The sequence below is a fragment of the Stenotrophomonas sp. GbtcB23 genome (assembly GCF_019091045.1).
Lineage (GTDB): Bacteria > Pseudomonadota > Gammaproteobacteria > Xanthomonadales > Xanthomonadaceae > Stenotrophomonas > Stenotrophomonas rhizophila_A.
This window is the reverse complement of sequence record NZ_JAGXKC010000060.1, coordinates 1-13585: the sequence shown is the minus strand read 5'-3', so window position 1 is coordinate 13585 and position 13585 is coordinate 1. Positions and strand designations below refer to the sequence as shown.

At 64.2% G+C, this 13585-nt stretch carries 13 protein-coding genes; 8 read left to right on the top strand and 5 right to left on the bottom strand.

All coding sequences use genetic code 11. The annotated features are described in order from the left end of the window. Positions 1-695: 695 nt before the first annotated feature. Positions 696-3383 (bottom strand): pyruvate dehydrogenase (acetyl-transferring), homodimeric type, encoded by a 2688-nt coding sequence (aceE, locus tag KVS69_RS16765; RefSeq protein ID WP_217539039.1) that lies wholly within the window; start codon positions 3381-3383, stop codon positions 696-698. A gap of 434 nt (positions 3384-3817) precedes the next feature. On the opposite strand from aceE, the gene KVS69_RS16760 reads away from it, so the two are divergent. From KVS69_RS16760 to KVS69_RS16750, 3 genes are all read left to right on the top strand, one after another. Then, positions 3818-4321: a PadR family transcriptional regulator gene (locus KVS69_RS16760; RefSeq protein WP_068848838.1), complete on the top strand. Its 504-nt coding sequence runs from the start codon at positions 3818-3820 to the stop codon at positions 4319-4321. Between the two features lie 93 nt (positions 4322-4414). Beyond that, positions 4415-5209: a siderophore-interacting protein gene (locus KVS69_RS16755; protein ID WP_217539037.1), complete on the top strand. Its 795-nt coding sequence runs from the start codon at positions 4415-4417 to the stop codon at positions 5207-5209. A gap of 186 nt (positions 5210-5395) precedes the next feature. Next, a complete protein-coding gene (locus KVS69_RS16750) occupies positions 5396-5812 on the top strand; it encodes a hypothetical protein (RefSeq protein ID WP_068848834.1) in 417 nt (138 codons plus the stop codon). Between the two features lie 260 nt (positions 5813-6072). On the opposite strand, the gene KVS69_RS16745 is transcribed toward KVS69_RS16750, so the two are convergent. Both KVS69_RS16745 and KVS69_RS16740 read right to left on the bottom strand, forming a co-directional pair. Continuing rightward, positions 6073-6780, bottom strand: coding sequence for a YceI family protein (locus KVS69_RS16745; protein WP_093533003.1), 708 nt, complete (start codon positions 6778-6780; stop codon positions 6073-6075). Between the two features lie 86 nt (positions 6781-6866). Further along, entirely contained in the window at positions 6867-7457 is a 591-nt protein-coding gene (locus KVS69_RS16740; protein ID WP_068848832.1) for a malonic semialdehyde reductase, read from the bottom strand. Positions 7458-7599: 142 nt separating this feature from the next. Between KVS69_RS16740 and KVS69_RS16735 the strand changes: the two genes are divergently transcribed. The 4 genes from KVS69_RS16735 (at position 7600) to KVS69_RS16720 (ending at position 10781) form a co-directional block, all read left to right on the top strand. Beyond that, on the top strand, positions 7600-8571 hold the full coding sequence (locus tag KVS69_RS16735) for a mitochondrial fission ELM1 family protein (RefSeq protein ID WP_217539036.1): 972 nt from the start codon (positions 7600-7602) through the stop codon (positions 8569-8571). Between the two features lie 69 nt (positions 8572-8640). Further along, positions 8641-8862, top strand: a complete 222-nt coding sequence (locus KVS69_RS16730; RefSeq protein ID WP_217539035.1) for a hypothetical protein — start codon at positions 8641-8643, stop codon at positions 8860-8862. A 603-nt stretch (positions 8863-9465) separates the two neighbouring features. After that, a complete protein-coding gene (locus KVS69_RS16725) occupies positions 9466-10227 on the top strand; it encodes a DUF2145 domain-containing protein (protein ID WP_254622242.1) in 762 nt (253 codons plus the stop codon). A gap of 29 nt (positions 10228-10256) precedes the next feature. Then, entirely contained in the window at positions 10257-10781 is a 525-nt protein-coding gene (locus KVS69_RS16720; protein WP_217539032.1) for a hypothetical protein, read from the top strand. A 13-nt stretch (positions 10782-10794) separates the two neighbouring features. On the opposite strand, the gene KVS69_RS16715 is transcribed toward KVS69_RS16720, so the two are convergent. Both KVS69_RS16715 and KVS69_RS16710 read right to left on the bottom strand, forming a co-directional pair. Next, positions 10795-11649 carry a nucleotidyl transferase AbiEii/AbiGii toxin family protein gene (locus KVS69_RS16715; protein WP_184124414.1) on the bottom strand — a complete coding sequence of 285 codons (855 nt, stop codon included), beginning with the start codon at positions 11647-11649 and terminating at the stop codon, positions 10795-10797. Continuing rightward, a complete protein-coding gene (locus KVS69_RS16710; RefSeq protein ID WP_217539030.1) occupies positions 11642-12553 on the bottom strand; it encodes a hypothetical protein in 912 nt (303 codons plus the stop codon). The genes KVS69_RS16715 and KVS69_RS16710 overlap by 8 nt, the downstream gene beginning before the upstream one ends. A 281-nt stretch (positions 12554-12834) precedes the next feature. On the opposite strand from KVS69_RS16710, the gene KVS69_RS16705 reads away from it, so the two are divergent. After that, positions 12835-13389: a queuosine precursor transporter gene (locus tag KVS69_RS16705; protein WP_217539028.1), complete on the top strand. Its 555-nt coding sequence runs from the start codon at positions 12835-12837 to the stop codon at positions 13387-13389. Positions 13390-13585 lie beyond the last annotated feature (196 nt).

The following is a 13585-nucleotide window of genomic DNA, read 5'->3' as shown; positions in this document are numbered from 1 at the left end:
TGAACCCTGTGTTCTCGCGAATGCGATCCCAAAGGTAGTCGTAAAGTCTTCGTGCACTTATGCAAAGGCTCTGACCCTGACAGCAGAAGCACCGCCCCTGCTCCCCTTCAGCTGCGACCAAGTCCTTAAGAGCATCGGGCGATATGCACTCAATACAAACTAGTTTAGCCATACTCTTGCCCCCCTATACTTTTCTTGCATTGGAATATAGAACTTTTCACCAATCCAAATGTCCCGGTCCGTAGCAATGACTGCCTACGCCAGGGAAGTCGCGCGCCCACTGGCGATCCCAATCTTTCCACAGCGCACACAAGCAAGGCGCTGGGATTCCGCAATAGGTTTCACTTAAGCACATGCAATCGAGAGCCACCGCAAACTATGCGAATCGACAGATAGGCCGACGGTCATCTAGATATGAAAAGCACGCTTGCGCAAAAAGTTAGTGCAGCTGGAAGGTCGTTGATCCGACGGGGGGCATGAGCCACCAAACCTATTAAGGCCCGCTTGCTCGCTATTTAGTCTAAAGGTGGTTCATATTGCTGCAGTTTCCCGTTCCACAGGTTTGCTCTCCGCGTCGAAACGAACCGGGACAGGTAACCCTATACCGACTCGGTCATAGTCGTCAGTACAAGATCGAAACGCAGGACTTCGCGCAAAAAAAAAGGGTGTCCGAGGACACCCTTTTTATTCTTATTTCAAACCCCGACAGGATTAGCCTTCTCAGGATCAATCTTGTACTGCTTGATAGCCCGGGCCACATCCTTCCCGGTCATCTTCCCGTCCTTGGCCAGTGCCGCAATCGCAGCATGCGCGATGTAGTACCGGTCCACCTCGAAGAAGCGACGCAGGTTCGCACGGGTATCCGAACGGCCGAAGCCATCGGTGCCCAGCACGGTGAAGGTGGCCGGCACGAACGCGCGGATCTGGTCCGCATACGCACGCACATAGTCGGTAGCGGCAATCACCGGGCCCTGGCGGTCTTCCAGCAGCTCGGTCACATACGCCTTGCGCTGGGGCTCTTCCGGGTGCAGGCGGTTCCAACGTTCGGCGTCGAAACCATCGCGGCGCAGTTCGTTGTAGCTGGGGCAGCTCCAGATATCGGCGGTGACTCCGAAGTCCTTCTCCAGCAGCGCGGCCGCTTCAATGGCTTCGCGCAGGATGGTGCCCGAACCCATCAGCTGCACGCGCAGCTCGTTCTTCTTCGGCTTGCCGGCGTCGGTGAGCAGATACATGCCCTTGACGATGCCTTCGGCCGCACCTTCCGGCATTTCCGGGTGGGTGTAGTTTTCGTTCATCAGGGTCAGGTAGTAGTACTCGTCTACCTGGTCTTCCATCATCCGCTTGGTGCCGTGCTGCAGGATGACCGTGACTTCGAAGCCGAAGGTGGGGTCGTAGCTGCGCACGTTCGGAATGCCACCAGCGGCCAGATGGCTGTGGCCATCTTCGTGCTGCAGGCCTTCACCGTTCAGCGTGGTGCGGCCGGCGGTGCCGCCGAGCAGGAAGCCGCGGGTACGCATGTCGGCGGCCTGCCAGGCAATGTCGCCCACGCGCTGGAAGCCGAACATGCTGTAGTAGATGTAGAACGGCAGCATCGGCACGTTGGAGACCGAGTAGCTGGTACCGGCGGCCATCCAGGAGCTGATGGCGCCCGGCTCGCTGATGCCCTGCTGCAGCACCTGGCCGCTCTGGTCTTCGCGGTAGAACATGAGCTGGTCGGCGTCGACCGGCTTGTACTTCTGGCCGAACGGCGCGTAGATGCCGATCTGGCGGAACAGGCCTTCCATGCCGAAGGTACGGGCTTCGTCGGCCACGATCGGCACGATGTGCGGGCCCAGTTCCTTGTCGCGCAGGGTGATGTTCAGGCTCTGCACGAAGGCCATGGTGGTGGAGTAGCTGCGCTCGCCGCTGCTCTTGAGCAGGCGTTCGTAGGTTTCCAGCTTCGGTGCGTTGAAGCTCTTGGTAGCCTTTCGGCGGCGCTGCGGCAGGTAACCGCCCAGTGCGGCGCGACGCTCCTGCAGGTACTTCACTTCCGGCGAATCCGGGCCCGGGTGGTAGAACGGCACCTGGCCATCGGCCAGCTGCGCGTCGGTCACCGGAATGTTGAAGCGGTCGCGGAAGTGCTTGACCGCTTCGTCGTCCAGCTTCTTGGTCTGGTGGGTCGGGTTGAGCGCTTCACCGGCGCTGCCCATGCCGTAGCCCTTGACCGTCTTGGCCAGGATCACGGTGGGCATGCCCTTGGTGTTCACGGCCTCGTGATAGGCGGCGTACACCTTGTGCGGGTCGTGGCCACCACGGTTGAGGCGCCAGATGTCGTCGTCGGAAAGACCGGCCACCATGGCGGCGGTTTCCGGGTACTTGCCGAAGAAATGCTCGCGCGTGTACGCGCCACCGAAGGCCTTGCAGTTCTGGTATTCGCCGTCGACGGTTTCCATCATCAGCTTGCGCAGCACACCGTTGGTGTCCTTGGCCAGCAGGGCATCCCAGTAACCGCCCCACAGCAGCTTGATGACATTCCAGCCGCCGCCACGGAACACGCCTTCCAGTTCCTGGATGATCTTGCCGTTGCCGCGCACCGGGCCATCGAGGCGCTGCAGGTTGCAGTTCACCACGAAGATCAGGTTGTCCAGGCCTTCACGGCCGGCCAGCGCGATGGCGCCCAGGGTTTCCGGTTCGTCCGATTCGCCGTCGCCGATGAAGCACCACACCTTGCGGTCGCTCTTTTCGATCAGGCCACGGTTTTCCAGGTAACGCAGGAACTGCGCCTGGTAGATGGCGGCGAGCGGGCCCAGGCCCATCGACACGGTGGGGGTCTGCCAGTAATCGGGCATCAGCCACGGGTGCGGGTAGCTGGAAAGGCCACCGCCGTCGACTTCCATGCGGAACTTGTCCAGCTGCTGCTCGTCGATGCGGCCTTCCAGGAAGGAACGCGCATAGATGCCCGGGGCGCTGTGGCCCTGGATGAAGAGCAGGTCGCCGGGGTGGTTGTCGCTGGGGGCGCGCCAGAAGTGGTTGAAGCCCACGTCGTACAGCGTGGCACCGGAAGCGAAGCTGGCGATGTGGCCGCCCAGGTCGCCCGGCTTGCGGTTGGCGCGCACCACGGTGGCCATGGCGTTCCAACGGATGATGGAACGAATGCGCCATTCCAGTTCGGCGTTGCCCGGGCTCTTGGCCTCCAGGTTCGGCGCGATGGTGTTCACGTACTCGGTGGTGGGAGAGAACGGCAGGTAAGCACCCGAACGACGGGTCAGTTCCACCATGCCTTCCAACAGTTGATGCGCGCGCTCAGGGCCCTCGACATCAATAACGGCCTTCAGCGACTCGATCCATTCCTGGGTTTCCACAGGATTCGGGTCGTTGTTCAGCACCTCGTTCAACCAGTTCATTAGCGCTCCCATGACCGCACGCACGCGCGCGACTGTTTTAGATTTCTAGCCGCAAAGTGTAGCGCACCAATGGGTTTGCTTACTTCGCTACGGGTGCGTATGGAAGTGCTGCGGTTGTGTCTTGGGGACATGAGGCGACAGTGGAGCGTGGTGTTGCGGGGGTTCCACGGGGGCTTGAGGTTGATGCTTGGGCGGTTTTTGGGGGGATCGGTTGGCTAGCGCTGTCATTGGCGGCGTGGAACCTGGGGAGTGTTCTACCTGGGGGACGTACCGTTGTGGTGGCGGGGGACCGGTTGGGATGAGGCCATGCCTGGCTGGGCGCGGTCCTTTCGGGGGCAATGGTTGCTGAACGTGTGCGCAGTCACGCATGGCGTGACCCTACACCGGGGATCCTTTTCGATATATCGTTATCGGACTTCATTCGATATATCGAAATGACCGCTCCCCGTGATCTGGATGGCCCTGCCCGTCCGCTGACTTCCCGCCCGCTCAGCCGCGGCGACCTGCGCCTGCTGGTGCTGTCGCTGCTGGCGGCGCAGCCGCGCCATGGCTATGAGCTGATCCAGTGCATCAGTGAGATGTTCGTGCGGGTGTACACGCCCAGCGCGGGCTCGATCTACCCGGTGCTGGCGCAGTTCGAGGCGGCCGGCTGGGTGAGCGCGCTGGAAGAGGCCGGGCGCAAGCGCTACCAGCTCACTGCACTGGGCCAGGCGGAGCTGGCCGCCCAGCGCGAGGAGGTGGACGCGGCGCTGCACCGGGTGCGCCACAGCGCGCGCTCGATCGCCAAGGCCAACCTGCCGCCGGTGGTGCGCGATGCGATGCGCGAGCTGAAGCAGGCGCTGGGCCTGCACCACGCGCGTTGGCAGGACGACAACGCCGTGGCGGTAGCCCAGGCGCTGCGTGAGGCCGCCGCGCAGATCCGCGCGCAGGGCCGCTGAACCGTTCTTCCCCTTATTCGACCCCGCCCGCGTTTCGCCAGCCAGGTCTTTCCCCCTACGCCGCTGCGGCGGCTTTGAAACAGGTACATCGCCATGGCTCTGCATGAAAACAAGTTGGTACGCCACACCGTGAAGTTCCGCCCGCTGAAGGTGCTGCGCACCGAGGAAATCAGCCCGTGCATGCGCCGGGTGATCGTGGGCGGTGAGGCGCTGGAGGGCTTTGAATCGCCCTCGCCGGATGACCACGTGAAGCTGTTCTTCCCGAATGCGGAAGGCCAGTTCGTGGTGCCCACGATGACCCCGGAAGGCCCGCGCTACCCGGAAGGCCAGGAGCCCTCGCCCGCCCGCGATTACACGCCGCGGTGGTGGGACCTGGAGGCCAACGAACTGGCCATCGACTTCGTGATGCACGGCGATGGCGTGGCCTCGCGCTGGGCGGCCAATGCCATGGCCGGCGATGCGATTGCGGTGGGTGGGCCGCGCGGCTCGCACATCACCGCCGATGACTTCGATACCTATGTGCTGTTCGGCGATGAGACCGCGCTGCCGGCCATTGGGCGCTGGCTGGAGACGCTGCCGGAAGGGGCGCGGGCGGATGTGTATATCGAAATTCCGGAAGCGGATGACCGCCAGGAGCTGCCGGAGGATGAACGCATCCGGGTGTCATGGCTGGAGCGCAACGGGTTTGATGCGGCCACCAGCACCCTGCTGGAAGACGTGCTGACCGATTTCGAGGAGCCGGAAGGCGATACGTTTTACTGGATTGCGACCGAATCGCGCCGGGCGCGGATGATGCGCAAGTACGTGGAGGGGCACCTGGGCGTGCCGAAGGATTGGATCCGCTCGAAGGGGTATTGGAAGGCGCATCCGGAGCACGAAGGCGACTGAGTGCTGTAGCCCCGGCCGTTGGCCGGACCACGTACCGCTTGGGCCGGCCAACGGCCGGCGCTACCGGATTGCGGCGTTCCTTGGCCGGATCATGCACTGCTTGGGCCGGCCAACGGCCGGCGCTACCGGGTGCGGCGTTCGGTGACCTTCGCCATGCGACAATCGCGTTTTGGCCGGTGCCTTTCGATGCAAGCAGCTTCTCTTTCGGCACTGGCCGACCTGATCGCGCGCCTGGAGCGCGCCGATGCCACGCTGGACGCCACCCTGGCTGAGATCGCCCCGCAGGCCACCGTGCCCATGCGCGAGGCGGTGCTGCCGCTGGCCCGCGCGCAGCTGGCGCTGGTGCAGGCCAACGCCGATATCACCCTGGTGGCCGACGAGCTGCGCCGCTACCAGAAGTACGCGATGCCGGGTAAGCCAAGCCTGCAGATCGTGCAGCTGCGCAAGCAGCAGGGCGCGGTGAAGCAGACGGCGTTGATTGCCCGGCAGAATTTTGCCCAGGCCACGCACGCATTCCTGCGCGAGAGCGGGTTGACCGCCCCGGCCCGCCGGCTGCCGACCGATTTCGCCACCGGTTGGCTGGCGAAGATCGCCACGGCGTAACCGCGTCGTTAACCGACGGTACGCACGGCGGTAGGGTCGCATCCCAATCGACTGCCGTGGAATTGCCCGCGTTCGATTGAGGCATGAACGTCGGCGGGGACGGCTTTTGCTTCGGTGCAGGTCATGCGTAACCGAACGTTGCACCGTTCCGTGCAGTCGTTTGGGGAACCGACCCTACCAATGCAGCACCCCGTTGTTCATTACGCACAAACAAAAATCCCGCCTTTCGGCGGGATTTCTGCGTTCTACATCGTTACCGCTCAGGCAGCCGGCTTTTCGCCGGTGGCTTCGGTGGTGATGCGGATGTTCACTTCATCGCTCACGTTCGGGGCGTAGGCGCCCACGCCGAAATCGCTGCGCTTGATGGTGGTGGTGGCGTCGAAGCCGGCGGCCGGAACCTTGGCCATCGGGTGCTCGCCGCCGGCGTTGACGGTCACATCCAGGGTCACCGGCTTGGTGATGTCCTTGATGGTCAGGTCGCCGGTCACGGTCAGCTTGTTGGTGCCAGCGGCTTCCACCTTGGTGCTCTTGAAGGTGGCGGCCGGGAACTTGGCGGCGTCGAAGAAGTCACCGCTCTTCAGGTGTTCGTCGAACTTGGCGGTGAAGCTGTTGAGGCCGGTCAGCGGCAGCTTCACTTCGACGGTGGACTTGGTCACGTCGGCGGCGTCGTACACCAGGGTGCCTTCGGCGCTGCCGAAGTGGGCGGTCGGGTGCGAGAAGCCGAAGTGGCTCCACTGGGCCAGCACGTCGGTGTGGCTCGGGTCGAGCTTGTAGGTGCCCGAAGCGATCTGGATGGCTTCAGCGGCCGGGGCGGCAGCAGCCGGGGCAGCGGTTTCGGCAGCCGGGGTGGTGGCGGCAGCCGGGGTCGCATCGGCGGCCGGGGCAGCGGTTTCTTCAGCCGGCTTGGAGCAGGCGGCGATGGCCAGGGTCAGGGCCAGCGGCAGGAGCAGTTTGCGGGTCACGGTCATGTCGGTTCTCTCTCGAATTCGTAGGGAAAAAGGGAAAAGTAAGGAAACAACCCGTCCGCACGGACGGGCCAGTCCGGCGGAAACGCTTATTCGATGCGGGCAGCTTCGTCAAAGGCCAGGCGAGGCAGCCGCGGGAACAGGCCCGAAGAATCACCGTAACCCAGATTGACCAGGAAATTCGACTTGATGGTGGTGCCCTTGAAGAAGGCTTCGTCCACCTTGGCCGGGTCGAAACCGCTCATCGGGCCGGCATCCAGGCCCAGCGCGCGCGCGGCCAGGATCAGGTAGGCGCCCTGCAGGGTGCCGTTGCGGAACGCCGATTCGTGGCGGCCTTCACGCGGGCCGTCGAACCATGCCTTGGCATCGGTATGCGGGAACAGGTACGGCAGCTTTTCGTGGAAGTCTTCGTCGAAGGCGACGATCACGGTAACCGGGGCGGCCAGGGTCTTGTCGTGGTTGCCTTCGGACAGCGCCGGGGCGAGCTTGGCCTTGGCTTCGGGCGACTTCACGAACACGAAACGCGCCGGGCTGCCGTTGGCGGCCGTGGGGCCCCACTTCAGCAGTTCGTACAGCGCCTTCAGCTGGCTGTCTTCGACCGGCTTATCGAGGAAAGCATTCTGGGTACGGGCGGTACGGAACAACTGGTCAAGCGCAGCATCGTTGAGCACGTTGGACATGAAGCCTCCGGTAAAACACGTTGGACGAAGAAGGAATCCCGCACGCCGTGCGCTACCTTTACGGGGCACTGCGCGGTCGGCGAAGGCTGGCAGTGTAGAGTGTCGCGACTGTTGCAACACCCAGCTTGGCTGAAACGAATTAATGCCATACGTGAAACGATGGAGTCCGCCCTGGACGATCACTGACGGCCGTGCCGGCAATGTGCGGCAGGCAGTGGCCTTGGCCACGGCATTGAAGCTGGGGGTGCATCGCCCGCTGGTGCTGCTGCCGCGCGCGCCCTGGAAGTGGGTGGCGCCGCGCTGGCTGCCGGGTATGGCACAGGGTTATGGCGCGGCATTCGCGACATTGACTGCGCAACCGCCCGAGCTGGCGGTGGGCTGTGGCCGCCAGGCGGCCGGGGCGCTGCGCGAACTGCGCCGGCGCGGCAGCAAGGTGGTGCAGATCCTGGACCCGCGGCTGGGCACGCGCCACTGGGACCTGCTGGTGGTGCCCGAACACGATGCCCTGCGCGGCAGCAACGTACTTACCCTGCTGGGCAGCCTGAACCCGGTGGACGACGACTGGCTCACGGTGGGCCGCGCGGCGTTTGCGCCCTTCGGCGACCTGCCCGGGCCGCGCACCGCGCTGCTGGTGGGTGGGCCCACCGCGCACGCGCCGTGGCACGAGCCGGACATGGTGCAGGTGTTCCAGCAGCTGGCCGAGCAGCTGCGCGCCGAGGGCGGCAGCCTGCTGGCCACCACCTCGCGGCGTACGCCGCCGGCGCTGGTGGGTGCGCTGCGTAGCGCATTTGCGGATGTGCCCGGGGTGATCTGGGGCGATGGTGGTGACGGGGTGAACCCGTATGCGGGGCTGCTGGGCTGGGCCGACCGCATCGTGGTGTCGCCCGATTCGGTGAACCTGCTGTCTGAAGCGTGCGGTACGCGGCTGCCGGTGGCGGTGGCGCTGGAACAGCAGGCGCAGGGAAGGATGGTGCAGTTCCAGCAGGCGCTGCGCGCGCGCGGGCGGTTGCAGGAACGCTGGTTGGATTGGGGGTATCCCGGGCCGATCGAGCCGCTGCGCGAGACCGGGCGGATTGCCGCGCAGGTGCGCGAGGCTTTGGGTATCCCGGCTTAACGGCGGTGGGCGGGCGGCTACCGATGCGGTGGCGATGCCGTTAGATTCGGGGCTCACCAGGGAAGGAGCGTGCGTATGCGCAGTGCTTTAGTGGCGTTGATGGTTGTGTTGATGGCGGGGTGTTCGAGCATGCCTGCCGGGCAGGATGCGGTGTCGTGGAGCTGCCATAAGGAGCTCACCGCGTATCGCAACCAGCCGCCGCGAACGGACGAGCAGAAGAAGGAGCGCTGGCCGCCGGAGGATCAGCCTGCGCCGGTTAGCGAATCATGCGCGCGCGAGTTGAGCCGGTGATTGCGCGTTCGGGCGTTGTGAAGGTGGATGGGGTGCGGAGGCGGCTTCGGTTTGTGTAAACGCCGGGAGATTGGTCGCGCGCGTCATGCGGGCGGTTCCGGATGCTTGGGCCGCGCTTCGCGCGGTGTCCGGCCAACGGCCGGGGCTACGAATTGTTACGTACCCATTGGCATCAGGATCAATCCGCTACGACCCCATTGGGATCAGGATCAATCCGCGACGATCCCATTGGGATCAGGATCAATCCGCGACGATCCCATTGGGATAAGGATCAATCCGCGACGTGCCCATTGGGATCGGGATCAATCCGCGACGTGCCCATTGGGATCGGGATCAATCCGCAACGGGCCCATCGGGATACGAACCAAACCACCATCGGCTCGCGAACCTCGGTAGCGCCGACTGTTAGTCGGCACACAGCCTGATGCCGCTATGATGCCGACGCGGCCCCGTACCGCTGGAGACTGAAACGCAATGGATCTGCCCTGCCCCGGATTGCCTGAGCACCCGCCGTTGAAGCGCCTCGCGCTGCCGGTACTGCTGTGCGCGGCGTTGCTGCTGGCCGCGCCTGCGGCACAGGCGCAATCCCAACAACCCGAATGCATGGAGCGTCACCCTACCCCGGCTGCGCTGGCGTCGATGTTCGATGTGGCACAACGCGCCAATGAAACACTGGAAGCGCTCGACGGCGTGGATGTGGTGATCATCGCGCGCGGCGGCCAGGACCTGAGCAGATACGGCCTGCGCCACAGTCACCTCGCCTTCGCGGTGCGCGAGGACGATGGCAGCTGGCGCGCGGTGCATCTGTTGAACCACTGCAAGTCGCCGGAGTCTTCGCTGTTCCATGAAGGGCTGAGCAACTTCATCGGCGAAACCGGCACGCATACCGATCTGCGCGTGGGCGTGCCCACGCCTGCGGTGCGCGCGGCCTTGAAGGCCATGCTCACCGCGCCGGGCATCCAGGCCAAGGCCCTGCACGAGCCGCGTTACAGCGTGGTGGCCTACCCCTTCAGCGTTGAATACCAGAACTCCAACCAGTGGGTGTTGGAAGTGCTGGCGGCGGCAATGGCGCAATCGCGCGACGGCACGCTGCTGGTGCGCCGTGCGCAGGTGCAGGCGTGGCTGAAGGAACAGCACTACCAACCCAGCTCGCTGCACATCGGCGTGGGCAAGCGCTTGGGCGCGCGGTTCTTCTCGGCGAATGCGGCCACCACCGACCACCCGGCCAGTGAGCGCATTTCCGGCGACTACTCGGTGGTGACGGTGGAATCGGTGTTCGATTTCCTGCGGCAGCGCAAGGCGCTGGCGCAGGAGCTGAGCGTGGCGCATGTGCCGGTGGCCGGGATGGCGGCGCCGAAGCCGTAACGATTTTTCCCTTTGCAGAAGGAGTTGGCATGAAGCGTTATTCGATTCTGGCGATGGCACTGAGCGTGGCCATTGCAGCACCGCAGGCTGGTGCGCAGAACTTCACTCCCAGCCAGCAGTCGGTGAGCTACGCGGCGATCAGCGCGTATGTGAGCATCGCGGTGGTCACCGCGCCGATCTGGCTGACGGCGGCGGGCTTCAAGGGCTCGGCCAAGGGTTCGGAGCGGCGCAGTGCGGCCAAGGACAAGGGCGCCGGCGCTGCCGGGGCGAAGGCGGGCCCGTTGCCGCCGCTCACTGTGGAGAAGGTAGAGCGCCAGGCTGACGGCGCTTACCAGGTGGCGCTGAAGAATCCCGAGGCCCCCGCCGACCTGGCCGTGGTGCAATGGCCGGCGCGCGACGACAACCCCGCGCAGGCGCTGAAAGCCGGCGATGTACTGGCCTTCACGCCCACCGAGGCCGGTGCCGGCTGGATGGTGGCCGACGCGAAGGGCACGCAGCTGGCGTTCCTGCCCACCACCGATGCGGCGGCCAGCAACCTGAGCGAACGCTGGTAGGCGAACCCGCCCGTTACCAGGGCAGCGCGCGGAAGTAGGCAGCAACCCTTTCGAAGGCAGGTGCAAACTCAGGCACCTCGCCTTCGATTTCCGACCGCAGCGTGTCGTAATCCTGCTCGGCGCGCGTCGCGATGTCCGGATCATCGAATGCGGTTGCGCTGAGCGGCACATCGCGGTCTTCGCACTTGATGCGAAGATCGCTCAGCACCTCCGCCCGCCATTGGGACAGATGAAGCTCAGCACGTTGGGTGAGCAGGTAGTTGAGGTCGAAGACGTCCTGCCGACGATTCCGGTTGCGGATGGGTTGCTGCAGCAGCGCCCGCATCTTCTCGGCAACGAGGGTGGTCAGCCCGTACACGCAAAGGTGACCGCTTTCACCGATCTCCACCTCTTCGAACGCAGGAATGCGTTCGCGGAAGCTGAAGTCGAGTGACAGTGAGAAAGGCGACTGGCCGGCAACCAACCTTCGGTGGGCGGCGGTGCCCTTCAGCGCGTAGCCGACGCTCATGGTCAGACTTACCCGGGTGCCCTGCCGGTTCGGCTTTACCCGGTGCCCCTGCAGACGGCATTCTACGTCGTGTCCGAGCAGCTCCCCCATTCCCGGCAGAACCTCAGCCATCAACGCGAGCGTCTCCTGCTCGGCCGCTTCAGTGAACGGCTTGGGCGTGGAGAAATCGATGTCCGTGGTGTACCTCGGGCTCGCGTAGTGCAGCGCCATCAGGATGCCGCCCTTCATGCACAGTAACGTGCGAAGTCGCGGTGTGCGGGCGATCGCCTCCAGGACACAATGCACCGCTTGGCGCATGACCGCCTGACGCGGATCCGTGGTGCGGACCCATGCAGGGATGTCATGCAGCAGGCTAGGCATTGATTGAGAGACTCCACTTTTCAGAAAACTCTGATGCGTATTCGGCCTGCGGGTCGAGCTTCCGCGAGCCACCGCGTGCAGTATCGGCAACCCACGCATCGATTTCTGGACGTTCTATCCCACATCGTTCATTGAGGATGTAACCAGCACGTACGCGGTCGATTTTTCCGCCGTGTGTGTTGAACTCGGCAAGGATGGGCGTGAGGTACATCCGTGCATGTTCTTCGAACACTTCAATGACATGGCGGATGCCACCGCAGAGGTCTGGGCGCTTGATCATGTCGAGGAACGTGCGGCCGATGCCCGTGACGCGAATCGCCCCATCCATGGCATACCGCCAATGCCCAGCTTCCTTGGTACGCAGGGTTTCGATGACCACGCCGTTGAGGCGCTTGATGACCGAGTACTGCAGCGGGGGCAGGTCTGCCTCCTGAAACGCGGCCAGCTGCCCGCCGAGCTCGTGCTCCATTCTCTGTTCGGCAAGCGTTCGCCACGACGCCGTGTCGAAGGTGACGAAGTAGAGGAGTTTGGGCAGCCGGTTGGTGAGGCCGTGGAACTCCATCGCACTCAGGAACGCGATGTGGCCGAATGGATCGATGGCGCACATCACTTCCCCTGGAGAGGCGTCCTTCCGACCAGGCACTCGCATCAGGGACTGGGGCAGGCCCCGTTCGGGCAGGAGAAGGGCGCCGCGCTCCAACAGAGCTTTGCGGCCTGAGAGGAAAGCGTCCCGATTCAGGCCACTGCGCGGCGGGCAGATAGCCCTGCCCTCGTATTCATCTTTCGCGAGCAGCTGAGTCAGGATGACCGCCAGCCCATGATTGCTGATGACTGGCAGGGTGAACTCTTGGCGGATCTTGAGATCGAGGGCGTCGCGCCAGGCGATGGCGGGGAGGTAGGACATGGCTACGCGGACCCTCCTTGGGCGTCAGTTTGCGTGGTATACAATCAACGTCCTAAGGACGTTGATTGTATACCACGCTGGTTGCTGAGCTTCAAGTCACACCCGTGAAAGCCAGGGTCAGTTTCCTGGATTGTTAACATCTGGACACTATCGCTGACGTACCATAAGCGTCCTTAGGACGCTTATGGTACGTCAGCCAAGGCGCCGAACGAAGGCCGGGAAACTGGCGACGCCGGGAGAGTGCCTCGATAATGCGCCCCCTCCCCTCCAGCTGCTCCGCCATGACCGCCCGCCCTGCCATCGTGTTTGCCCCATTGACCCCGCGCTCCCTGCTGCTGGCGGTGTTGGCCATGGGCGCGGTGGTGCTGGGTTCGAACGTGCTGGTGCAGTACCCGATCAACGATTGGCTGACCTGGGGCGCTTTCAGCTACCCGGTGGCGTTCCTGGTGAGCAACCTGATCAACCGCCGGTTTGGCCCGGCGGCGGCACGACGGGTGGCGTGGGCGGGGTTTGCGCTGGCGGTGCTGCTGTCGATCTGGATTGCGACCCCGCGCATTGCGGTGGCCTCGTGCCTGGCGTTCATTGCCGCGCAGCTGCTGGATATCACCGTGTTCGACCGGCTGCGCCGGGGGCACTGGTGGCGCGCGCCGATGGTGGCGACCACGTGCAGTGCGACGTTGGATACGACGATTTTCTGGAGCATCGCGTTCGCCGGTTCGAGTCTGCCGTGGGTGAGCTGGGCAGCGGGCGACCTGGCGGTGAAGCTGGCGATTGGTGTGTTCCTGCTGGCGCCGTTCCGCGCGTTGCTGTGGAAGATGGCGCCGCGCACGGCGTAGGGTCGCATCCCAATCGACCGCCGTTAGGTTGCCCGCGTTCGGTTGTGGCATGTACGTTGGCGGGGAAGGCGTTTGTTTTTGCCCGGGGTCATGCGCTACCGGACGTTGCACCGATACGTGCAGTCGTTTGGGAACCGACCCTATGTATGGACTCGCCCCCATCGTCAAGCTGCTTTTAGGCCCGGGAACCGGCTGC

What these genes read in the sequence shown, in the direction of transcription:
- KVS69_RS16755 (WP_217539037.1), top strand. Translation starts at nt 4,415, where the DNA reads ATGGCTCTGCATGAAAACAAGTTGGTACGCCACACCGTGAAGTTCCGC.
- KVS69_RS16720 (WP_217539032.1), top strand. Translation starts at nt 10,257, where the DNA reads ATGAAGCGTTATTCGATTCTGGCGATGGCACTGAGCGTGGCCATTGCA.
- KVS69_RS16710 (WP_217539030.1), bottom strand. Translation starts at nt 12,553, where the DNA reads ATGTCCTACCTCCCCGCCATCGCCTGGCGCGACGCCCTCGATCTCAAG.
- KVS69_RS16760 (WP_068848838.1), top strand. Translation starts at nt 3,818, where the DNA reads ATGACCGCTCCCCGTGATCTGGATGGCCCTGCCCGTCCGCTGACTTCC.
- KVS69_RS16735 (WP_217539036.1), top strand. Translation starts at nt 7,600, where the DNA reads ATGCCATACGTGAAACGATGGAGTCCGCCCTGGACGATCACTGACGGC.
- aceE (WP_217539039.1), bottom strand. Translation starts at nt 3,383, where the DNA reads ATGAACTGGTTGAACGAGGTGCTGAACAACGACCCGAATCCTGTGGAA.
- KVS69_RS16725 (WP_254622242.1), top strand. Translation starts at nt 9,466, where the DNA reads ATGGAGCGTCACCCTACCCCGGCTGCGCTGGCGTCGATGTTCGATGTG.
- KVS69_RS16705 (WP_217539028.1), top strand. Translation starts at nt 12,835, where the DNA reads ATGACCGCCCGCCCTGCCATCGTGTTTGCCCCATTGACCCCGCGCTCC.
- KVS69_RS16750 (WP_068848834.1), top strand. Translation starts at nt 5,396, where the DNA reads ATGCAAGCAGCTTCTCTTTCGGCACTGGCCGACCTGATCGCGCGCCTG.
- KVS69_RS16740 (WP_068848832.1), bottom strand. Translation starts at nt 7,457, where the DNA reads ATGTCCAACGTGCTCAACGATGCTGCGCTTGACCAGTTGTTCCGTACC.
- KVS69_RS16745 (WP_093533003.1), bottom strand. Translation starts at nt 6,780, where the DNA reads ATGACCGTGACCCGCAAACTGCTCCTGCCGCTGGCCCTGACCCTGGCC.
- KVS69_RS16715 (WP_184124414.1), bottom strand. Translation starts at nt 11,649, where the DNA reads ATGCCTAGCCTGCTGCATGACATCCCTGCATGGGTCCGCACCACGGAT.